The sequence below is a fragment of the Achromobacter sp. HNDS-1 genome (assembly GCF_040084795.1).
GTDB classification, from domain to species: domain Bacteria; phylum Pseudomonadota; class Gammaproteobacteria; order Burkholderiales; family Burkholderiaceae_B; genus Achromobacter; species Achromobacter ruhlandii.
Genome location: NZ_CP157584.1, coordinates 1,438,566 through 1,457,668, shown reverse-complemented (window position 1 = coordinate 1,457,668; position 19,103 = coordinate 1,438,566). Strand labels below are relative to the sequence as shown.

Below are 19,103 nucleotides of genomic sequence, written 5' to 3'. Positions count from 1 at the left end.
GAAAATTACTGCGGGGTGATGCCGGCCTGGTCGATCAGCTGCTTGGTGCGCGGAATCTCGGCCTTGATGAAGGCGGCGAATTCCTCGCGGCTGCCGCCGCGCGGCTCGGCGCCGGCTTCGGCCAGCTTACCGCGCAAGGCGGGATCGGCCAGCACCTTGTTGACGGCGCGGTTCAGCTTGTCCAGGATCGGCGCGGGCGTGCCTTCCGGCGCCACCAGCCCGTACCAGGGGGCGATGTCGTAGCCGGCATAGCCCTGTTCGGCGATGGTGGGGATGTCCGGCGCCAGCGACGAGCGCTGCGAATTGGACATGCCCAGCGCCAGCAGCGCGCCGCTCTTGACCTGCGGCAGACCGGTCATGATGGTGTCGAAGTACATCGTCACCTGGCCGCTCAGCAGCGCCGGAATGGCTTCGCCGGCGCCCTTGTAGGGCACGTGCAGGATGTCGATGCCGGCCACCGACTTGAGCATTTCGCCCGCCATGTGCGAGGTGGTGCCGGTGCCGAACGAGGCGTAGGTCAGCTTGCCGGGGTTGGCGCGGGCGTACGCGATCATCTCGGGCAGGGTCTTGAACGGCTGCTGCGGGTTGGCCAGCAGGATGTTGGGCGTATACGCCACCATCGACACCAGCTCGAACTTGTCCGGATCGTAGGCCAGGCGCTTTTGCAGGAAGCGGTTGGTGACGACGGCGGCCGGGCCGCCCATCAGCAGTGTGTAGCCATCGGGCGCCGAGCGCGCCACCGAGGCGCTGCCGATCGCGGCGGCCGCGCCCGGGCGGGCCTCCACCACGAAGGGCTGGCCCAGTTCGGTCGACAGCGCCGCGCCCAGCTGGCGCGAAATCAGGTCGGTGGCCGAACCGGCCTGGAACGGCACCACGATGCGCACCGGATGCTGCGGCCAATCGGTGGCCTGGGCGCCGGCTTGCGCGGCGAAGGCCACGGCGGCGGCGCCCGCCAGGGCGCGGATGAGACGGAAAGGCATGGATTCCCCTTGAATGCGTTGTATCGATGGAGCGCCAGGCGGGTCTGTCGCCCGTTGCGGTCCCGGCGGACGCGCAAGGTCGGCGCGCCAGTCACGGATTTGACGCGAGCGCCGGCGATCCGAATATAGGTATTTGCATCCATGGATCACTGGATCCAATTTGTGTTATTTTTGCGTTTATCTATCATGGCGGCTTTGAAAACCCCGGGGACGAGAATGCTGCAGTTTCAGAAGACAGCCGTCAGCGCCGAAGAAGAGGCCTACCAGCACCTGCAGCGCGAAATCCGGCTGGGCAACTACCCGCCCGGCCACCGCCTGGTGCCCGAGGTCATCGCCAGCGAAATCGGCACCAGCCGCATGCCGGTGCGCGGCGCGCTGCGCCGGCTCGCCTCCGAGGGCCTGGTCGAGATCCGCGCCAATCGCGGCGCCGTGGTGCGCGGCCTGAACCAGCAGGAAATGCGCGAAGTCTTCGAAATGCGCTCGGTGCTCGAAGGGCTGGCCGTGCGCAACGCCGTGCGTCACATGAGCGCCGAACATATCCGCCGCCTGGCCAACATGCTGGACCAGCTCGAACAGGGCTCCGGCGATTACCTGGACTGGACCAGCGCCCATCGCGACTTCCACGAATACCTTTGCAGTTTCTGCCAGCAGCCGCGCCTGTTGCGGCAGATCTCCGAACTGCACTCGGTGGTCGAGCCCTACATGCGCCTGTGGGCCGCCCAGCCGGGACGCGTGCTGCGGGTGCGCGAATCGCACCAGGAACTGATCGACGCGCTGCTCACCGGCGACGCCGACCGCTGCGAGGCGGCGATGCGCCAGCACGTGCTGAACACAGTGCCGGCGTTGCAGGCCTTCCTCGAACGGGCAAACTGAGGTCCGGCGGTCAGGCCTCGCGCGGCAGCGGCTTCGGTTTGCGCTTGAACTTGATCTCGCTGGCCAGGACCCCGGCCACGATCAGCGCCGCGCCCACCAGCGCCACGCCCGGCAGGCGTTCCCCGGCCAGCCGGCCGACGATGCCGCCCCACACCGGCTCGCCGGCATAGATCACCGTGGCGCGGGTCGGCGACACCGACTTCTGCGCCCAGTTCATGGTCAACTGGATCACCGCGCTGGCCAGGCCCAGCCCGATCGCCCCGCCGGCCCATCGCCACGAGAACGCCGGCACGGGCTCGCCCAGCAGCGGCATCAGCGCGAACGACACCAGCCCCGCCGTCAGCAACTGCACCGCCGTGACACGGCGGCTGTCCACCGAGCTTGCGAAATGGCCGATCAGGATGATCTCGGCGGCAATCGCCGCCGCGCCCGCCAGCGTCGCGACCTCGCCCGGACTGAAATGCAGCGCGCCCGCCTCGGGCCCCGCCAGCAGCACCAGCCCGGTGAACGCCAGCGCCACGCCGACCCAGCTCATCAGGCCCGGCGGGCGCTTGAGCACCGCCCATTGCAGCAACGGCACGATCGGCACGTACAGCGCGGTGATGAAGGCCGACTGGCTGCTGGTGATGGTGCGCAGGCCGTAGGTCTGCAGGTAATACCCCAGGAACAGGGCGCAGCCGATCGCCACCCCCGCCCCGGTCTCGCGCCGCGTCAGCCCCGCCATGTGCCGGCGGAACAGCAGCATCGACCCCACCCCCGCCAGGGTGAACCGCACGCCCACGAAGAACAGCGGTCCGCTATGCTGCATGGCGATATGGATAATGAGGAAAGTGCTTCCCCACAGCATGGTGACCAGCACCAGGGCGATTTCCTGGCGCGACAGGGCAAACATCGATTCGGATTTCACGGCGGACTTCAGGTGTCACTAATTTGAGCAATATACTGCACATTACCAATTCCGACAGTGATGTCCTCACGCACGTGGGGGCCAATCTGAAACGCCTGCGCAAGCTGGCCGGCCTGAGCCAGTCGGCGCTGGCCGATGCGTCCGGCATCAGCCGCCGCATGATCGCCGGCCTGGAAGCGGGCAACGCCAACATCAGCCTGTCCAGCCTGGACAAGCTGGCGCAGGCGCTGGATGTGGGGTTTGTCGACCTGGTCAGCGATCCGGCGCGCGAACGGCGCCGCATCGAGGCCCGCGCCTGGCGCGGCAAGCGCCCCGGCAGCCAGGCCGTGCTGCTGGGCGCGGCGCCCGCCAGTTGCGAGGCGCAGCTGTGGATCTGGTCGCTGGGACCGGGCGAGACCTACGTGGCCGAGCCCGACCCGCAAGGCTGGCACGAAATGATCTACGTCATCGAGGGCACGCTGCTGCTGGAGCTTTCGGGCGCCGTGCAGCAGGTGCGGGCCAACGACTTCGCTATCTACAGCAGCGCCCAGCCGTATTCCTATCGCAACGACGCCGACACGCCGCTGCGCTTCGTGCGCAACGTGTTGAGATAGCCCGCCGCCGGACGGTGGCACGCCAACTGGCGGCTCAGGCCAGTTCGGGCCGCGCGAAGCGGCGGTTCTTCAGCACCGGCAGCACGTCGCGCGCATGCGCGATGCGCGCCGGATCCAGGTCGGCGAACACCAGCGCCTCCTGTTCGCCCGCCTGCGCGATCGCCACGCCCAGCGGATCCACCACCAGGCTGGCGCCGAGGTTGCGCGGGCCGCATTCGCCCACCGCCGCCGCGCCGCCCGCATATAGCCGGGAGTAATATGGCGCGTCCGGCGGCCGGCTTCCGTCTCCTCGCATCCCCGATGCCCGTGTACCGAAGCGCCCCGGCGCGACAAGAACACACAAGGAGACAGGCAAGTGGAGAAGCAAGCATCGGGCGGCTGGTATTTCGGCTGGAACATTGTCGGGGCGGCCACCGTGCTGACGCTGCTCACGGTGGGCCTGCGCATGGGCATTGGCCCGTTTTTCCTGCCCATGGCCGACGGCCTGGGTTTCTCGCGCAGCCTGCTGTCGGGCATCGTGGCGGTCGGCATGCTTTGCTACGGTCTGGGCATGCCGCTGGCCGGCTACCTGGTCAGCACCCGCGGCACCCGCTTCGTGCTGCTCACCGGCACCGCCATCGTGGTGGCCTCGTCGATCTGGACCGTATTCGCGCGCGGCCCCATCGAATTCCTGCTGGCCTTCGGCGTGGCCCTGTCGATCGGCCTGGCCTTCACCAGCCCGGTGGCGCTCACTCCCGTCATCAGCCGCTGGTTCACGCGCCAGCGCGGCATGGCGCTGTTCTTCCTGTCCACCGGGTCCATGGCGGGCATCGCCCTGATGACGCCCACGCTCACTTTCGCCATCGGCGCTGTCGGCTGGCAAGAAACCCTGCTGGCATTCGCCGTGCTGTTCGCGCTGCTGACCGTGCCGATGGCGCTGTTCGTGATGCGCGACCAGGCGCCCGAGCACACCGACCTGTTGCCGCACCAGATCGTGGAAAAGAAATCCGGCGCCAGGCCCGCCGCCAAGGGCCCCGAGCCGCGCGTCAAGGACGCCGTGCGCACGCTGCCATTCTGGCAGGTGGCGCTGGGCCTGTTCGCCTGTGGCTTCAGCATGAACCTGCTGGGCACCCACGGCATGCCGATGCTGATGGACCATGGCTTTGACGCCACCACCAGTTCGCTGGGCATCGGCCTGATCGGCCTGGTGGCGATCTTCAGCACGCTGGTGCTGGGCCGCATGTCGGATCAGGTCGAGCGGCGCAACATCCTGGCCGTCATCTATCTGGTGCGCGGGCTGGGATTCTTCGCGCTGGTGATGGTCGGCGCGCATTGGGAACTGTATGCCGCCGCCACCATCGGCGGCGTGGTCTGGGCCGGCAGCATCGCGCTGTCGTCGGCCATCCTGGCCGACGTCTACGGCGTGCGCCTGGTGGGCGTGCTGTACGGGCTGACCTACCTGGGCCACCAGGTCGGCGGCATGATCAGTTCATGGTTGGGCGGCTGGGCCTTCGAGACCTTCCATACCCATTGGGTGGCGTTCGGCGCGGCCGGCGCCTTGCTGCTGCTGGCCGCGGCCATTTCCCTGCAACTGCCGCGGCGCGGCGCCTTGCGCGCCGTGCCGGCGATGGCGGCGGGCGGGCGCTGAGCCCGCGCCGCGCCATCCGGCTCAGCGGTCCTTCAGCAGCGACACCAGCTCGGGCACGTAGCGCTCGCCGCCGCCCTGGCTGACCGCCTGGTCATAGGTGTGCAGCACGGCCGCGCCGATCTCGCGCACCGCGCCAGTCTCGGCCGCCATGGTGTTGTAGTAGGAAAGATCCTTCTGCGCATTCGACATGAAAAAGCGCAGCGACGATGGGTCCTGTTCCAGCAGATACGGCTTGAGGCGCTCCAGCGCCACGCCGCCGCCGCCGCCCTTGGTCAGCACCTCGGCGAACACCGCCGGGTCGATGTCGGCGCGCAGCGCGCAGGCGGCCGCTTCCGACAGCAGCGCGATCGCGCCCAGCGACACGTAGTTGTGCAGCAGCTTCATGCGGTGGCCCGCGCCCACCGGACCGGCGTGCGCGATATTCTCGGCAAAGCACGCCAGGATCGGTTTGCATTCATCGAACAGGGACTTGTCGCCGCCCACCAGCAGGTTCAGGCGGCCTTCGGCGGCTTCCTTCGGCGTGCGCGTCATGGGGGCGTCGAGGAAACGGCCGCCCTTCTCGGTGACGGCCTCGGCCACCTTGACGGTGGAGGAGGGGATCGCCGTCGAGCAATCGATGATCACCGTGCCGGGCCGCAGGCCTTCCAGCACGCCGCCGGGCGACAGCAGCACCGCCTCGACCTGCGGACTGCCCGTGACGCACAGGATGATCACGTCGGACTGCGCCGCCAGCGTCGCGCCGTCGGCGCAACTGGTGGCGCCCGCCGCCTTCAGCGCGTCCAGCGGCTGGTTGCCCGGATGTTCCAGCACCGTCAGCGCGTGACCATGCTTGACCAGATTGCTTGCGATGCCATGGCCCATCAGGCCGATGCCCACCATACCGATTTTTGCCATCTTCCACTGCTCCTGCCACACGGGCTGTTTGTTATGGCATAAATCTTACTCTCAGATCCGCGAGGACCCGGACGCCGCACCGCCGTGGGGCGCGGCGCCGCGATCCCTTGCCGGATGGCCTTACGGCGCCCCGCCGCATGCCGGGCGGCGAGGCGCCAAGACCAGGCTGGCGTCGGGGAGGGCGGCAGGGCCAGCCTGCGCCGCGCATCACACGATGCGGATGCTCAGTTCCGGCAGGCCGTCCACGTGCGCCACGATCACATCGCCGCGCACTACCGGGCCGACGTTCTCCGGCGTGCCCGAATAGATCAGGTCGCCGGGAAACAGTTCGAACGCCTGCGACAGCCGCGAGATCTGCTCGGCCACCGACCAGATCATGTGCGACAGCGTGGCCTGCTGCTTGCGCTCGCCGTTGACCGCCAGCCAGATGTCGCCTTCCTTGTAGTGACCGGTCTGGGCTACCGGATGGATCGGGCCGATCGGCGCCGCGTGGTCGAAGCTCTTGCCGATCTCCCACGGCTTCTTCTGGTCGCCCATGCCGCGTTGCAGGTCGCGCCGCGTCATGTCCAGTCCCGGCGCGTAGCCGTAGACGCAGTCCAGCGCCTTGTCCAGAGGAATGTCGCGGCCGCCCTGGGACAGCGCCGCCACCAGCTCCACCTCGTAGTGGTAATTCTGCGTCAGCGGCGGGTAGGGATGGTCGGTCACCGTGTCCGGCGGCACCACCTGGATCGCGTCCGTCGGCTTCTGGAAGAAGAACGGCGGTTCGCGGCTCGGGTCCGACCCCATCTCGATGGCGTGGGCCGCGTAGTTGCGTCCGATGCAATAGATGCGGCGCACCGGAAAGCGCAGCGCGCTGCCGGCGATCGGCACGGTGGTCTGCGCCACGGCAAACGGGGTTTGGACGGCCTGGGTCATCGCGGGTCTCCTGAAGGTTGCGAGGGTTGCCGCCAGCTTAGGTCCGCCTCGCCCGCTCGGCCTGGAGACGATTACGCAATCCGTGGACGATTCCGCGCATTTGGCCGCGCGTCTTGTCGTGTCCTTCTCCGCGCCTTGTGGCGGGCTGTCGCCAGGGTGGGGGCTTCAGAGCGGGTCGACCTTACCGCCGGCGGCCTCACCGTGCCCAGGCTTCACCGTGCATCGGCTTCACAGTACCTCGGCCTCACAGTACCTCGGCCTCACTGTGCATCGGCCTCACATTGGCTAGGCCTCACCGTGCCTCGGCTTCACAGTGCATCGGCCCACCCGCGCCTCCGCCTCACCGCGCCTGCGCCTCGCCGCCGCGCAGGCGCTCGCGGTAGCCGGTCGGGCTGACGCCTTCCAGCTGGCGGAAGCGGCGCGAGAAATACGCCTCGTCCGCGAACCCCGCCGCATGCGCCACCTGCGCCACGCTGCACGCCGTGTGCGCCAGCAGGTCGCGCGCCAGCGCCATGCGGCGCTCGGCCACCAGCTCGGTGAAGGTCTTGCCGGTCTCTTTCTTGAGCAGGTGCGCCAGGTAATTGGGCGACAGGAACGCCGCCGCCGCCGCATCGTTCAGCGTCAGGTTCTCGGCCAGGTGCGCGCCGATGTGCGCCAGCACCCGCCGCACGCTTTCGCGCCGGCTGCTGCCGGCGTGATGCCGCGCCAGGTGCAGCAGGTCGGCCTCGTAGCGGCCGCACACCAGCCCGATCAATTGCAGCAGCAGCCCGCGGATCGCCGTGGACGAACCGAAGCCGCGCCGCCGGTTCTGTTCCATCAGGCGCGCGATCAACCCCTCGGCCTCGGCCAGTCCCTGCGCGTCCAGCTCGAAATCCAGGTATTCCTGGAACAGGAACGGCGCCAGCGCCGGCGCCTGCGACACCGGCACATCCTCCAGGTCCAGCGCATCCACCGCCAGCTCCGGCCACAGGAACCGCTGGGCGAAATTGATGATGACGTAGCGCGCGCCCGGCGGATGCGGCACCAGGTGCACGCGGTACGGCAGCACGAAACTCAGCCCGCCGCGCGGGAACGGCCGCGTGGTGCCGCTGATGGTCTGGCGCGTATCGCCCTCCAGGTTCACCTGGATCTGGAAATACTCGTGCCGGTGCGGCTGCTCCAGCGGCTCGCGCACCTGCTGCGCACGGATATCGAAGTCGAAATAATCCGCGCGCTCGGCCATGCCGTAGGTCTTGATGCGGTTCATGCGCGGGGCGGTGAAACGGACGATTGCATGGGCAGAATGTAGCGCCGGCGCGACGGTGGCGCCAGTCGCCGCTGAAATTGTCCGCTCACCGGTCGCCGCCGCCCCGCGCTGGCGGGCGCCGCCCGCTTTGCGCTACCGTGGGACATTGCGCAGCAGACATACCTCATCCTCATGACAGACACCATTCCCGCCGGCTTCGCGCCCTGGCACCCCAGCAGCCAGTTCATGCGTCACCTGGCGGACCTGGGCGGTTTTTACCGGCGCGAGGCCGACGACGTGCTGGCCATGCGCGTCGGCGCGGCCCACGGCAACATGCACGGCATGGCCCATGGCGGCCTGCTCGCGACGCTGGCCGACAGCGCCCTCGGCTACGTCATTGCCCACCAGTGCCAGGCGTCGGTCGTCACCGCGCAGATGTCGGTCGAATACCTCAACGCCGTCATGCCCGGCGATTGGCTCGAAGCCCACGTCACCATCGACAAGCGCGGCAAGCGCCTGATCTACGCCACTTGCCACCTCAAGGTAGACCAGCGCCTGGTGCTCAAGGCCAGCGCCGTCTTCGCCGTGCGCCAGGCCGCGGTGCCGACTTCGGACGGTTGAGCGGGCGGGGGCGGCCCTATCGCCTGGGCGCGCCGCCCCTCATTCACTCCGCCTTCTGCCGCGAGCGGAAGGCCGCCACCTTCATCCGATTGCCGCACAGCGCCATGCTGCACCAGCGGCGCCGATGAGACTTCGTCTTGTCGTGGAACATCAGTGTGCAGTCGTGGGCCTCGCATTGCCGGACAAGCGCCAACGGCGTGTCGGTCAGCAGCCTGGCCACCGCTTGCGCGATGGGTTCCAGAAAACTCGCGGCATCGTCGCGGCGGCGCACCCTGACCACCTTGAACGCCTGGGTGGCCTCATCCCACTGCAACGCCTCCGAGGCGCGGCCGGCCTGCAGCACATGATTGACGACCGAGGCATCCGCGCTGCCTTGCTGGCGCGCCGCATCCAACAGTGATCGCGCGTTGTCGCGCAACTTCACGGCCAATGCCTTCAGGCCGGCAGGCGCCGCGCCGGCGTCGGCGGGCTGCGCGCCGGCCAACTGCAGCCATGCCAACACGGCGTCATCGTCGGTAAAGCAGTCGTGGCGCGCCGCGCCGACGCCATACGCACTATTGATGAAGTCGAGCGCGAGGTCATCGCCGACGAACAGCGGAGCCTTGGGGGATTTTGGAGTTTCCGGCATGCGACCAATGTAACCTATAAAAAATTCGTTGACCAGTTACTTTGCACCAAAGTAACCTTTTAAATTCAATTTAACGGTTACTAAGGAGTGTCATCATGGCTTCGGAAAACGTGGCGGGCGCGGGCGGGTCGGGCGCAGCGGAGCAGACGGGCGACGGACAGGCGGCGGGCCTGCAGGTCCGGCACCGTTTCGAACAGGTGGGCGACGTGAACGTGTTCTACCGCGAGGCGGGCCAACGCGGCGCGCCGGCGGTGCTGCTGCTGCACGGCTATGCGGCCTCGTCGTTCATGTATCGCAATCTCATCCCGATGCTCGCGGACAAGTATCACGTCATCGCCCCGGACCTGCCCGGCTTCGGCTTCACCGAGGCGCCCGCCCGCGGCCAGTATGCGTACACGTTCGACCAGCTCGCCAGGACCATCGACCAGTTCACCCGCCAACTGAAGCTGGAACGCTTCGCCATGCAGGTGTTCGACTACGGCGCGCCGGTGGGCTGGCGTATCGCGGCGACGCAGCCGTCCCGCATCACCGCCATCATTTCGCAGAACGGCAATGCGTACGAAGAGGGGTTGGGACAGGGGTGGGCGCCGATCCAGCGCTATTGGAACGAGCCGTCACAGGCCAATCGCGACGCGCTGCGCGAATTCGCCACGCCGGCTTCCATCGCCTGGCAATACCTTGAAGGCGTGCCGGACAAGACCCTGGTCGCGCCCGATGCGATCGCGCTGGAAAGCCAGCTGGTGTCCCGGCCCGGCAACGCCGAGGTCCAGCTCGACCTGCTGCTGGACTACGCCTCCAACGTGGCGCGGTATCCGCGGTTCCAGGCCTACTTCCGCGAGCATCGGCCGCCGCTGCTGGCCGTGTGGGGCAAGAACGATCCGTTCTTCCTGCCCGCCGGCGCCCAGGCCTGGAAGCGGGATATCCCTGGCGCGCAGGTGCGGTTCTACGACACCGGGCACCTGGCGCTGGAAACGCATGGGGTGGAGATCGGCGGGGTGATCCGTGCGTTTCTGGATGGCAATGTGAAGTAGCGAAGGGCCAAGTTCGCCAACCCGAGTTCGCTAAAAAACGCAGCCGAAAAAGCAGGCGAAAAAAAACAGCCGCTCAAGGAGCGGCTGTTTTCTGGAAAATTCGGTGGGGTGGCTGATGGGACTCGAACCCACGACAACCGGAATCACAATCCGGGACTCTACCAACTGAGCTACAGCCACCACTGGTTTCCTTGCTGTTAAATGGCACACAACATTTCGTGCTCAACTGCAAAGAGGCCGAATTCTAGCATGTTTTTTCGGGCCGTGTAAAACCGCGGACATGGCCGGGTCACCCAGGACATTTCCGTCCTCTTGCCAGGCCCGCCGGCCTTGCTATCCTTGGCGCTCGAATCACGCTCTGGAGGCCCGCGTCGCGCCGTTGCCATGGATCGCATACACGAATTACTGATCGCTTATTGGCCGCACATGGTGTTCGGCGTCAGCGTGGTGGCGGGCGCCGGGGCGGCGGTGCACGCGGCCATGACCAAGCAGGACGTACGCTCGGCCATCGGCTGGGTCGGCCTGACGCTGTTCTCGCCGTTGTTCGGGGCCGCGGCCTATTTCGTGGCCGGAATCAACCGGATCCGCAAGACGCGGCTGTCGCAGCAGCGCGACGAGGCGATGCTGGTGGACGCGGCGCTGGTGGAAACGCCCAGCGTGGACGTGGCGCCGATCTCGGGGCCGCAGTTCGCGTCGCTGAAGGTGCTGGGCGACCAGGTCAGCCGCTTCCGGCTGCTGGGCGGCAACGCGGTGCGGCCGCTGGCTGGCGGCGACGAAGCCTATCCGGCGATGCTGCAGGCGATCCGCGAGGCGCGTCACGCGGTGGCGATGCAGAGCTACATCTTCGACAACGACGCAATCGGCCGCGAGATGGCGCAGGCGCTGATCGAGGCGCACGGGCGCGGCGTGCAGGTGCGGGTGCTGATCGATGCGATCGGCGCCAAGTATTCGCGGCCGCCGATCGTGCGCATGCTGGCGCGCGGCGGCGTGCCGGTGGCGCGCTTCATGACCAATCCGCTGGGCGTGCTGCGCATGCCCTATGCCAATCTGCGCAGCCACCGCAAAGTGCTGGTGGTGGACGGGCGCATCGGTTTCACCGGCGGCATGAACGTGCGGGCGGCCTTCGTGACGGCGCTGTCGGGCGCGGCGACCAACGTCGATACGCATTTCCGGGTGGAAGGCCCCATCGTGACGCAGCTGATGTCGGTGTTCGCGCACGATTGGAACTTCACCACCCACGAGTCGCTGCCGGCGCAGCCGTGGTTCGATCCGCAGGCGCAGCCGCCGCATGGCGTGGTGCCCATGCGCTGCGTGCCGTCGGGGCCGGACCGGGCCATGGGCAGCGCGCACAGCATCATCCTGGGCGCGCTGGCGGTGGCGCAGCGCCACGTGCGCATCCAGTCTCCCTATTTCCTGCCGGACCAGCCGCTTATCGGCGCGCTGGCGACGGCGGCGCGGCGTGGCGTGATCGTCGACATCGTTATCCCGGGCAAGAACAACCTGCGGCTGGTCGACTACGCCATGACGGCGCAACTGGACCAGGTGGTGCGCACCGGCTGCCGCGTCTGGCGCTCTCGCGGGGCGTTCGACCATTCCAAGCTGATGACGGTGGATGACGGCTGGGCTTATGTCGGTTCGTCCAACCTGGACCCTCGCAGCCTGCGGCTGAACTTCGAGCTGGATACCGAAATCTACGACCCGCAGGTGGCATGTTGGATCGGCGCCCGCATCGATGCGCTGGTGGCCAATGCCCGCCGGCAGACGCTCGACGAATTGCAGCAGGCGCCGTTCGCCAAGCGGCTGCGCAACAAGGTGATCTGGCTGGCGACGCCTTATCTCTAGCGCAGCGCCAGTGCGCCCTTCGGCCTCCGGGCAGACCCGGAAGTAAGACCACAATGCCTGCCGCCACCCGCCAACCTGCGCGGGATTGGCGATTCCCGGCCTGATTTTCATGGTGTTGTCAATTTTGACAACACCAATTTTCGTTGGCACAATTGACAACATGCGCGCTACCCTGATCATCAGCGAAAAGAGCGTCGATGCCGAAGGCGGCATTCTGCAAATCGTTATCTGGAAGGTGCCGCGGCCAGTTCCTCCGACCACCCATGGTTTCAAGTATCGGTTGGTGTATGCCCGTGATGGCAAGCGGATCGTAGGTTTCGATAACGAACGTGGCAAGGGTGATCACATGCACCAGGAAGAACGAGAGCTTCCTTATGAGTTCCGGGGCATAGCGCAGTTGCTGGAGGACTTCGTTGTGGAGGTCACGAAATGGAGAGGCAGCATATGAAGCGAACCTTGACTGTCACTATCATTCAAGATTGGCGCGCCTTTCTGGCAGGCGTTGGCAAGCGCGCCGTTGCCGGGGCGCGGTCAGGCGAGTATCAGGGGGAGCGGCTTAACTTTGAGTCCGCCGCTGCTTTCTTTGGTCAGCTGACGGAACTGCGTTGGAACATGGTGCGGGAAATGCTGGGCGCGGGTCGGGTTGGCGTGCGAGAACTAGCTCGCCGCCTGGGCCGCGATGTAAAGCGCGTTCACCAGGATGCCCATGCCCTCGTTGCCCTTGGGCTCCTGGAACAAGACGAGGGGGGGGGGCTCATATGCCCTTTCGCCGATATTCACATCGATATGCATCTCACCCAGGACAGGCGCAAGGCGGCGTAGCTGGCTGATGAATCGGCCGAAAAAAGTGACAACCTACCGTATCGCCGCCAGCTTCACCGCGAATCCCAGCAAAAACACGCCGGCCAATCGCTCCAGCAGATTGGCCACGCGCGGGTTGGCGCGCATGCGCTCGGCCAGCTGATGCGTCAGCAGCACCGCCGCCAGGCCATAGAGAAACGTCAGCGCCGCCACGGTGACGGCCATGAAGGCGAAGGTCACCAGCCCCTGGTGCCTGACCGGATCGATGAACAGCGGAAAGAACGCCATGTAGAACATGATCGCCTTGGGGTTCAGCAGCGTGATCATCGCGGTCTGGCGCAGGTAATGGCCGTTGTCCATGCGGCTCGGGCGCGGCGCGGCGCCAGGCTTGCTGCGCATCATCTGCAGCCCCAGCCACGCCAGGTACGCGGCGCCCGCCCACTGCACGATATGGAACGCGGTGGGGTAGGCCGCCAGCAGGGCCGACACGCCGGCCACTGCCAGCCACATCAATACCTGGTCGCCCAGGATCACCCCGCAGGTCGCGGCCAGGCCCGCCTTGATGCCGCCCTTGCCGGTGGCGGTGAGCAGGGCGAAATTGCCCGGCCCCGGGATGATCAACAGCATGATGAAGGCGAGCACGAAGGCGCCATAGTCGGTGACACCGAGCATGGAAAGACTCCCGAAAAGGTAGCGGCATTGTAGAGCCGCTGGCGCCGGCGGGATCGTTCCATGCGCCCGAGCCGGGCGCGCGGTTGCCGCGCATGGGGCGGCAAGCGCGCGGCGGCCGGTCCGCCCCGCGCTTTACTCCCGCTTGATGCCGGCCTTGCGGATCACTTCGGCCCAGTCCCGCCGCTCCTGCTCGGCATAGGCCCTGAATTCCTCCGCGGACATCGGCATGGGCTGCACGCCGATATCGGCCATCTTCTGCGACATGGCGGGCGTGCGGATCGCGGCCAGCAGTTCGGCGGACAGTTTTTTGGTGACGGCTTCGGGCAGGCCGCGCGGGCCGACCACGCCCTGCCAGGAATAGACGGTGTAGTCGTTCACGCCCTGTTCGGCCATGGTCGGCACGTCCGGCAGTTCCTTGAGCCGCTGCGGCGTGGCCGTCGCCAGGATGCGCAGCTTGCCCGCCTTGATGTTCGGCAGCGCGCTGGTGAGGTCGACGAACATCAGGTCCACCTGATTGCCCAGCAGGTCCTGGATGGCCGGCGCCGCGCCCTTGTAGGGCACGTGCAGGATGTCGGCGCCGGTGCGTTGCTTGAACAGTTCCAGCGCCAGGTGGTGCGGCGTGCCGCTGCCGGCCGACGAGGCGGTGAGCTTGCCGGGCTGCTTCCTGGCCGCCTGCAATACCTCGTCCAGCGTCTTGTAGGGCGAATTCGCGCTGACCGCCAGCATCATCGGAAACCTGGCCAGGCCGCCGATGTAGGTGAACTTCGCGGGGTCGTAGCTCAGGCTGGCGTACAGGGCCGGGTTGAAGGCCAGGGTGGCGATGTCGACCGAGCCGACCACATAGCCGGACGGCGCCGATTCGGCCACCGCGGTGGCGCCCACGATGGTGGCCGCGCCGGGGCGGTTCTCGACCACCAGGGTCTGCCCCAGCGGCTTTTCGAGCCCGCTGACGACCGTGCGGGCCAGCACGTCGGTGCCGCCGCCGGCCGGATAGGGCACGATCCAGCGGATGGGTTGGGTTGGCCAGGATTGGGCCTGGGCCGCGGCGGCCAGCGACAGGGCCGCCAGCGCCAGCAGGCGCTTCGCAAGAATATGCATGGGAAACCTCGTTGTCTCTCTGTGCTTGTCGAACGTGGAAGAACGCTACGTATGGCGAGGTGATACCGGACAGCGAGTGTTTTTTAACATGTTAACTAAATTGCGAAAAGCGCTTCGACGCCTTGGCGAGGGCAGGGTTTTCACGTGGGGCGGGGGCGGCGGCGCGAGTCGGGCGAGTCAGGCGAATCAGGCGAATCAGGCGAGTCCGGTGAGTCGGGCGAGTCCGGCGATTCAGGCGAGTCCGGCGATTCAGGCGAGTCAGGCGAATCAGGCGAATCAGGCGAATCAGGCGAATCAGGCGAATCAGGCGAATCAGGCGAATCAGGCGAGTCGGTGCGAATGTGAATCGTGCGAACCGTGTGAATCGTGCGAACGGTGCGAATCGTGTGAACCGCGCGAGTTTCGCGAGTCGCGCGAGTCCGCACCGGCTTGCGCCCAAGAAGGGAAAACGATATGAAATAAATATTCACAAATTGATATTGTCCCCGCAGAATAGGACCTGCGCCGGTCATGGCGCATCTTCCATTTCAAGGACCCGATCATGCCCACCGCGCGCGGCTTGTTGCTGGATTCGTATCGACGTACCGATCGTGCGATGTTGCCGCTGCTGTGGCTGTTGTTTCTGGTTGGCCTGGGCATGGCGCCGCAGTACGGCCGCTGGTACGCCGCCATCGTCGTGGGACTGCTGGCGGCGGGTATCCCGTCGCTGTTGATCCTGTGGCGGCCCGGGCGCGTGGTCACGCGGCTGGCGGTGGCCTGTGCGCTGATGGTGCTGGCCGCGCTCCATATCCACTTGCTGTCCGGGCAGGCCGAGATCCACTTCGGCATCTTCGTGCTGCTCTCGCTGTTGCTGGCCTACCGGGACTGGCGCGTCATTCTGTGCGCCGCCGTGGTCATTGCGCTGCACCACCTGTCCTTCAATTACCTGCAACAGTGGGGCTATGGCGCCATCTGTTTCACCGAACCCGGCCTGGGCATGGTGCTGCTGCACGCTGCCTATGTGGTGGTGCAGGCCGCGGCGTTGGGCTGGCTCGCGTGGAAGATGGAGCGCGCCGCCATCGCCGCCGAGGAACTGGCGCGCCTGAGCGCCCACATCGGGCGCGAGAGCGGCGTGTTCGACCTGCGCTTCGGCGGCATGCACATGGATAGCGTGCTGGGCCAGAGTTTCCAGCGCACCATGGACGCCGTGCATCGGACCATGAGTGAAGTGCGCGCCACGGCGACGGCATTGTCGGCGGCCGCGCGCGAGATGGCGCAAGGCAATCAGCAGCTCGACGGGCATGCCCGCACCCAGGCCGAGTCGCTGGCGCAGACCGCCGCGTCGATGCGCGACCTGGCGGCCAACGTCCACGACAACGCGGCGCGCGCGCTGCAGGCGCGGCAACTGACCGAGCAGGCGCGCCAGACGGTCGATACCGGCAGCGCGGCCGTGGCCGGCGTGGCGACGGTCATGGGCGAGATCCAGCAACAGGCGCGCAAGATCGCGGAGATCATCGGGCTGATCGACAGCATTGCCTTCCAGACCAACATCCTGGCCCTGAACGCGGCCGTGGAAGCGGCGCGCGCCGGCGAAAGCGGCCGTGGCTTCGCCGTGGTCGCCACCGAGGTCCGCGCGCTGGCGCAACGCAGCGCCAGCGCGGCGCGCGATATCCGCGCGCTGATTGCCGATTCCCTGCAAAAAACCAGCGATGGCTTTCGCCAGGCCGATCACGCGGCCGGCGTGATCCGCGAAGTGGTGTCCAGCATCGATCAGGCCGCGCGGGTAGTGGGAGAGATCGGCGAGGCCGGCCAGACCCAGAGCGCCGACATCGATGCGGTGAACCTGGCGGTGGCCAATATGGACGAACTCGTCCGGCAAACCGCGTCCGAGGTGGCCCAGGCGGCCAGCGCTTCGACCTCGCAGCAAGCACAGGCGGCGCAATTGCTGCGGGCGGTGGAGCTGTTCCGGTTGCAGGCCGCGCCCGCGCCCGGGACGGTCGCGGTGCCACAGCGTCACGCGCCCGCCGCGCTGGCCCTGGCCGGCGCCTGAGCGCACGCCATGGCCGCACGGCCGTGCAACGGACCGCCGTCATGCGAATCGGCCCCCGGATCCCGCTTGCGCGAGGTCCGGGGGCCGAGGCCGTCAAGCTACGAAACGATCAACGCAGCAGCGACAGCACCGTCTGCGGCACCTGGTTGGCCTGGGCCAGGACCGACGTGCCGGCCTGTTGCAGGATCTGGGCGCGCGACATGTTCGACACTTCCGTGGCGTAGTCGGCGTCCTGGATGCGCGAGCGCGCGTTGGACAGGTTGTTGACCACGTTGTCCAGATTGTTGATGGTCGATTCCAGGCGGTTCTGCACGGCGCCCATTTCGCCGGTCAGCTTGTTCAGCACATTGAAGGCCGCGTCCAAGGTCTTGAGCGGATCCGTGGTCCTGTCACCCTGGCTAGTTGTTTCCGTGGTCAGCTTGCCCGCGGCGCTCACGTAGACGGTGGCGCCTTTCCTGGGTGCATACGCGCCCGTACCGGTGCCGTCTTTGACCGTGATGGTGCCGTTATTGGGGTCGACGGTGTAGGTCGTCGTGTACGTACCGCCGGCGATCGTGGTGAAGTCGCCTGCGTCATCGACGTACGTGTCGGTCGATTGACCGTTGGTGAACGCCAGCGTGGCGGTGGCGAAGCCGTCTCCCAGGACGACGTTGCTATTGGCGGGGCCCGCCTTCAAAGCCGCCAGGACCTCATCCTTGCTCTTGGTGTCGACGTATCGAACTTCGCCCGCGGTGCCGCTGCTGTTGTAGATCTTGCCGCCGATGGATACGGAAGCGTCGTTGACAGCCGCCTTGGCGGTTGCGGTCAGAATGCCGTTGAGCGTGGCAGCGGGTACAGCGCCGGTGGGATTGTTGGTAGTGAGTTCGTTGGTGGTGGTAAGGAAGGCTGCCTTGCCGCCAATGGTGACGTTGCCAGCAGAGTCGACCTCGAAGGTCGTGCTCGCGTTGCCCTTGTTCGTGTAGGTGGCGGTGACACTGCCGGTGGCAGGGGTCAGCGCTGTAACCAGCGTGGCAAACGTGGCGGTGGCGGTCTTGTTGTCGAACGTGAAGTTGTCGTTGGCGGCATCGTACGTGTAGGTGGTGTTACCCGCAGCCGCCGCCACCGTAACAGTGTTGCCGTTTTGCAGCTTGGCGAAAGCCTGTTCGGCGCTGACCTTGGCGAACGTGGTGGTCACGACGTAATCGTTCGGCGTGGCGGCGGCGGGCGCGGGGGCGCCCGCGGCCAGCAGGTTGGTTACCGTGGCCTTGTCGTTATCGATGATGCCCTTGCCATTGACGTTGAAGCCGTTCAGGCCCAGCGTCTTGGCGCTGATTTCCGACAGGTTCAGGGTGATGGTCTCGCCGTCATTGGCGCCGACCTGCAGCGTCAGGGGCTTGGCGCTGGCCGACAGTACCTTCACGCCGTTGAAGTCGGTCTGTTGCGAAATACGGTCGATGTCCGACAGGCGCTGGTTGATTTCGTCCTGGATGGAGTCGAGCTGTTCCGGCGAATAGCTGCCGTTGGCGGCTTGCACCGTCAGTTCGCGCACGCGCTGCAGGTGAGTGGTGATCTCGGCGGACGCGCCTTCGGTGGTCTGCGCCAGCGAGATACCGTCGTTGGCATTGCGCGAGGCCTGGGTCAGGCCCCGGACGTTGGCGGTGAAGCGGTTGGCGATGGCCATGCCGGCGGCGTCGTCCTTGGCGCTGTTGATGCGCACGCCCGACGACAGGCGCTCGATGGCGGTGCCCAGGGCGGACTGGGACTTGTTCAGGTTGTTCTGCGCAACCAGCGACAAGTAATTGGTATTGATGACTGCAGCCATGTGTTTGCTCCTGGAAAGAGTGGCTTGATCAAACAGGGCGGCTACGCCGCCCGGGATGCACGTGACGAACCGGCAACGCGGGATGCGGGCTCGTCCGTTGCCAGGACTACGACAGCAGGAGAAACGATATTTAGTTGGAGAGCACCCAATTCCGGGGTTTATGATTTTTTGTGAGTTTTTATTCGCAATTAATGAAACATGGTGTAGTTTTCGCGCGCAAAGAGAAAGCCCCGCCGGCTTGTAACTGGCGGGGCTTTCTTGTCTTTTCTCTCTTGGGGAAAGTTGAAAGACCTGTTCAGTGTAGGCGAGTCTGCCAGGTCGAAAAATCACAAATGATCGCGCGTGTCGCGGGGTGACCGGTCCGCATGGAAACACGCGGTCGCGCCTCTGCGCGGCGTGCATATCCGGCACGCATATCCGGCGCGCGTATCCGGCACGCATATCCAACACGCATATCCAACACGCATATCCAGCAACGCATATCCAGCAACGCATATCCGGCGCGCATGCCCGGCGCGCATGCCCGGCGCGCATGCCCGACGCGCATGCCCGGCGCGCATGCCCGG

18 protein-coding genes, 1 tRNA gene and 1 pseudogene are annotated in these 19,103 nt (G+C 66.6%); 9 read left to right on the top strand and 11 right to left on the bottom strand.

Annotated features, from left to right (window positions below):
• Positions 1–5: 5 nt before the first annotated feature.
• Positions 6–980: a tripartite tricarboxylate transporter substrate binding protein gene (locus ABFG95_RS06525; RefSeq protein WP_049072823.1), complete on the bottom strand. Its 975-nt coding sequence runs from the start codon at positions 978–980 to the stop codon at positions 6–8.
• A 216-nt stretch (positions 981–1,196) separates the two neighbouring features.
• Between ABFG95_RS06525 and ABFG95_RS06520 the strand changes: the two genes are divergently transcribed.
• Entirely contained in the window at positions 1,197–1,853 is a 657-nt protein-coding gene (locus tag ABFG95_RS06520) for a GntR family transcriptional regulator (RefSeq protein ID WP_049072824.1), read from the top strand.
• A 10-nt stretch (positions 1,854–1,863) separates the two neighbouring features.
• On the opposite strand, the gene ABFG95_RS06515 is transcribed toward ABFG95_RS06520, so the two are convergent.
• On the bottom strand, positions 1,864–2,745 hold the full coding sequence (locus tag ABFG95_RS06515) for a DMT family transporter (RefSeq protein WP_054503311.1): 882 nt from the start codon (positions 2,743–2,745) through the stop codon (positions 1,864–1,866).
• A gap of 38 nt (positions 2,746–2,783) precedes the next feature.
• Between ABFG95_RS06515 and ABFG95_RS06510 the strand changes: the two genes are divergently transcribed.
• Positions 2,784–3,353: an XRE family transcriptional regulator gene (locus ABFG95_RS06510; RefSeq protein ID WP_063580397.1), complete on the top strand. Its 570-nt coding sequence runs from the start codon at positions 2,784–2,786 to the stop codon at positions 3,351–3,353.
• Between the two features lie 34 nt (positions 3,354–3,387).
• Here ABFG95_RS06510 and ABFG95_RS06505 read toward each other — a convergent pair.
• Positions 3,388–3,582: pseudogene (locus ABFG95_RS06505) on the bottom strand (hydrolase); the annotation flags it as partial.
• 126 nt (positions 3,583–3,708) lie between these two features.
• On the opposite strand from ABFG95_RS06505, the gene ABFG95_RS06500 reads away from it, so the two are divergent.
• Entirely contained in the window at positions 3,709–4,980 is a 1,272-nt protein-coding gene (locus ABFG95_RS06500) for an MFS transporter (protein ID WP_054417706.1), read from the top strand.
• 21 nt (positions 4,981–5,001) lie between these two features.
• On the opposite strand, the gene ABFG95_RS06495 is transcribed toward ABFG95_RS06500, so the two are convergent.
• The 3 genes from ABFG95_RS06495 to ABFG95_RS06485 form a co-directional block, all read right to left on the bottom strand.
• Positions 5,002–5,874 carry an NAD(P)-dependent oxidoreductase gene (locus tag ABFG95_RS06495; protein WP_312485325.1) on the bottom strand — a complete coding sequence of 291 codons (873 nt, stop codon included), beginning with the start codon at positions 5,872–5,874 and terminating at the stop codon, positions 5,002–5,004.
• A gap of 207 nt (positions 5,875–6,081) precedes the next feature.
• Positions 6,082–6,789, bottom strand: coding sequence for a fumarylacetoacetate hydrolase family protein (locus ABFG95_RS06490; protein ID WP_348995617.1), 708 nt, complete (start codon positions 6,787–6,789; stop codon positions 6,082–6,084).
• A gap of 340 nt (positions 6,790–7,129) precedes the next feature.
• Positions 7,130–8,035: an AraC family transcriptional regulator gene (locus ABFG95_RS06485; RefSeq protein WP_348995616.1), complete on the bottom strand. Its 906-nt coding sequence runs from the start codon at positions 8,033–8,035 to the stop codon at positions 7,130–7,132.
• A 171-nt stretch (positions 8,036–8,206) separates the two neighbouring features.
• Here ABFG95_RS06485 and ABFG95_RS06480 point away from each other — a divergent pair, with 171 nt between their 5' ends.
• The gene (locus ABFG95_RS06480; RefSeq protein WP_049072835.1) at positions 8,207–8,635 is read left to right on the top strand and encodes a PaaI family thioesterase; all 429 of its coding nucleotides are present in this window, start codon (positions 8,207–8,209) and stop codon (positions 8,633–8,635) included.
• Positions 8,636–8,678: 43 nt separating this feature from the next.
• On the opposite strand, the gene ABFG95_RS06475 is transcribed toward ABFG95_RS06480, so the two are convergent.
• Entirely contained in the window at positions 8,679–9,263 is a 585-nt protein-coding gene (locus ABFG95_RS06475; protein ID WP_169537394.1) for a CGNR zinc finger domain-containing protein, read from the bottom strand.
• A 95-nt stretch (positions 9,264–9,358) separates the two neighbouring features.
• Here ABFG95_RS06475 and ABFG95_RS06470 point away from each other — a divergent pair, with 95 nt between their 5' ends.
• A complete protein-coding gene (locus tag ABFG95_RS06470; protein WP_348995615.1) occupies positions 9,359–10,294 on the top strand; it encodes an alpha/beta hydrolase in 936 nt (311 codons plus the stop codon).
• A gap of 104 nt (positions 10,295–10,398) precedes the next feature.
• On the opposite strand, the gene ABFG95_RS06465 is transcribed toward ABFG95_RS06470, so the two are convergent.
• A tRNA-His gene (locus ABFG95_RS06465) sits at positions 10,399–10,474 on the bottom strand.
• Between the two features lie 204 nt (positions 10,475–10,678).
• On the opposite strand from ABFG95_RS06465, the gene ABFG95_RS06460 reads away from it, so the two are divergent.
• From ABFG95_RS06460 to ABFG95_RS06450, 3 genes are all read left to right on the top strand, one after another.
• Positions 10,679–12,136, top strand: coding sequence for a phospholipase D-like domain-containing protein (locus ABFG95_RS06460; RefSeq protein ID WP_063584372.1), 1,458 nt, complete (start codon positions 10,679–10,681; stop codon positions 12,134–12,136).
• Between the two features lie 160 nt (positions 12,137–12,296).
• Positions 12,297–12,584, top strand: a complete 288-nt coding sequence (locus tag ABFG95_RS06455; RefSeq protein WP_175146086.1) for a DUF6516 family protein — start codon at positions 12,297–12,299, stop codon at positions 12,582–12,584.
• Complete coding sequence (locus ABFG95_RS06450) at positions 12,581–12,958, top strand: hypothetical protein (RefSeq protein ID WP_348995614.1); 378 nt, start codon at positions 12,581–12,583, stop codon at positions 12,956–12,958. The genes ABFG95_RS06455 and ABFG95_RS06450 overlap by 4 nt, the downstream gene beginning before the upstream one ends.
• A gap of 33 nt (positions 12,959–12,991) precedes the next feature.
• Here ABFG95_RS06450 and ABFG95_RS06445 read toward each other — a convergent pair whose 3' ends face one another.
• Together ABFG95_RS06445 and ABFG95_RS06440 are read right to left on the bottom strand one after the other, a co-directional pair.
• On the bottom strand, positions 12,992–13,609 hold the full coding sequence (locus ABFG95_RS06445; RefSeq protein WP_278992604.1) for a LysE family transporter: 618 nt from the start codon (positions 13,607–13,609) through the stop codon (positions 12,992–12,994).
• Between the two features lie 132 nt (positions 13,610–13,741).
• The gene (locus ABFG95_RS06440; RefSeq protein WP_348995613.1) at positions 13,742–14,707 is read right to left on the bottom strand and encodes a tripartite tricarboxylate transporter substrate binding protein; all 966 of its coding nucleotides are present in this window, start codon (positions 14,705–14,707) and stop codon (positions 13,742–13,744) included.
• A gap of 541 nt (positions 14,708–15,248) precedes the next feature.
• Between ABFG95_RS06440 and ABFG95_RS06435 the strand changes: the two genes are divergently transcribed.
• Entirely contained in the window at positions 15,249–16,736 is a 1,488-nt protein-coding gene (locus ABFG95_RS06435) for a methyl-accepting chemotaxis protein (protein WP_348995612.1), read from the top strand.
• 109 nt (positions 16,737–16,845) lie between these two features.
• Here ABFG95_RS06435 and ABFG95_RS06430 read toward each other — a convergent pair whose 3' ends face one another.
• Positions 16,846–18,537: a flagellin gene (locus tag ABFG95_RS06430; RefSeq protein WP_348995611.1), complete on the bottom strand. Its 1,692-nt coding sequence runs from the start codon at positions 18,535–18,537 to the stop codon at positions 16,846–16,848.
• Positions 18,538–19,103 lie beyond the last annotated feature (566 nt).

What these genes read in the sequence shown, in the direction of transcription:
- ABFG95_RS06520 (WP_049072824.1), top strand. Translation starts at nt 1,197, where the DNA reads ATGCTGCAGTTTCAGAAGACAGCCGTCAGCGCCGAAGAAGAGGCCTAC.
- ABFG95_RS06515 (WP_054503311.1), bottom strand. Translation starts at nt 2,745, where the DNA reads ATGTTTGCCCTGTCGCGCCAGGAAATCGCCCTGGTGCTGGTCACCATG.
- ABFG95_RS06445 (WP_278992604.1), bottom strand. Translation starts at nt 13,609, where the DNA reads ATGCTCGGTGTCACCGACTATGGCGCCTTCGTGCTCGCCTTCATCATG.
- ABFG95_RS06440 (WP_348995613.1), bottom strand. Translation starts at nt 14,707, where the DNA reads ATGCATATTCTTGCGAAGCGCCTGCTGGCGCTGGCGGCCCTGTCGCTG.
- ABFG95_RS06495 (WP_312485325.1), bottom strand. Translation starts at nt 5,874, where the DNA reads ATGGCAAAAATCGGTATGGTGGGCATCGGCCTGATGGGCCATGGCATC.
- ABFG95_RS06450 (WP_348995614.1), top strand. Translation starts at nt 12,581, where the DNA reads ATGAAGCGAACCTTGACTGTCACTATCATTCAAGATTGGCGCGCCTTT.
- ABFG95_RS06490 (WP_348995617.1), bottom strand. Translation starts at nt 6,789, where the DNA reads ATGACCCAGGCCGTCCAAACCCCGTTTGCCGTGGCGCAGACCACCGTG.
- ABFG95_RS06480 (WP_049072835.1), top strand. Translation starts at nt 8,207, where the DNA reads ATGACAGACACCATTCCCGCCGGCTTCGCGCCCTGGCACCCCAGCAGC.
- ABFG95_RS06435 (WP_348995612.1), top strand. Translation starts at nt 15,249, where the DNA reads ATGCCCACCGCGCGCGGCTTGTTGCTGGATTCGTATCGACGTACCGAT.
- ABFG95_RS06475 (WP_169537394.1), bottom strand. Translation starts at nt 9,263, where the DNA reads ATGCCGGAAACTCCAAAATCCCCCAAGGCTCCGCTGTTCGTCGGCGAT.
- ABFG95_RS06470 (WP_348995615.1), top strand. Translation starts at nt 9,359, where the DNA reads ATGGCTTCGGAAAACGTGGCGGGCGCGGGCGGGTCGGGCGCAGCGGAG.
- ABFG95_RS06485 (WP_348995616.1), bottom strand. Translation starts at nt 8,035, where the DNA reads ATGAACCGCATCAAGACCTACGGCATGGCCGAGCGCGCGGATTATTTC.
- ABFG95_RS06455 (WP_175146086.1), top strand. Translation starts at nt 12,297, where the DNA reads ATGCGCGCTACCCTGATCATCAGCGAAAAGAGCGTCGATGCCGAAGGC.
- ABFG95_RS06525 (WP_049072823.1), bottom strand. Translation starts at nt 980, where the DNA reads ATGCCTTTCCGTCTCATCCGCGCCCTGGCGGGCGCCGCCGCCGTGGCC.
- ABFG95_RS06430 (WP_348995611.1), bottom strand. Translation starts at nt 18,537, where the DNA reads ATGGCTGCAGTCATCAATACCAATTACTTGTCGCTGGTTGCGCAGAAC.
- ABFG95_RS06460 (WP_063584372.1), top strand. Translation starts at nt 10,679, where the DNA reads ATGGATCGCATACACGAATTACTGATCGCTTATTGGCCGCACATGGTG.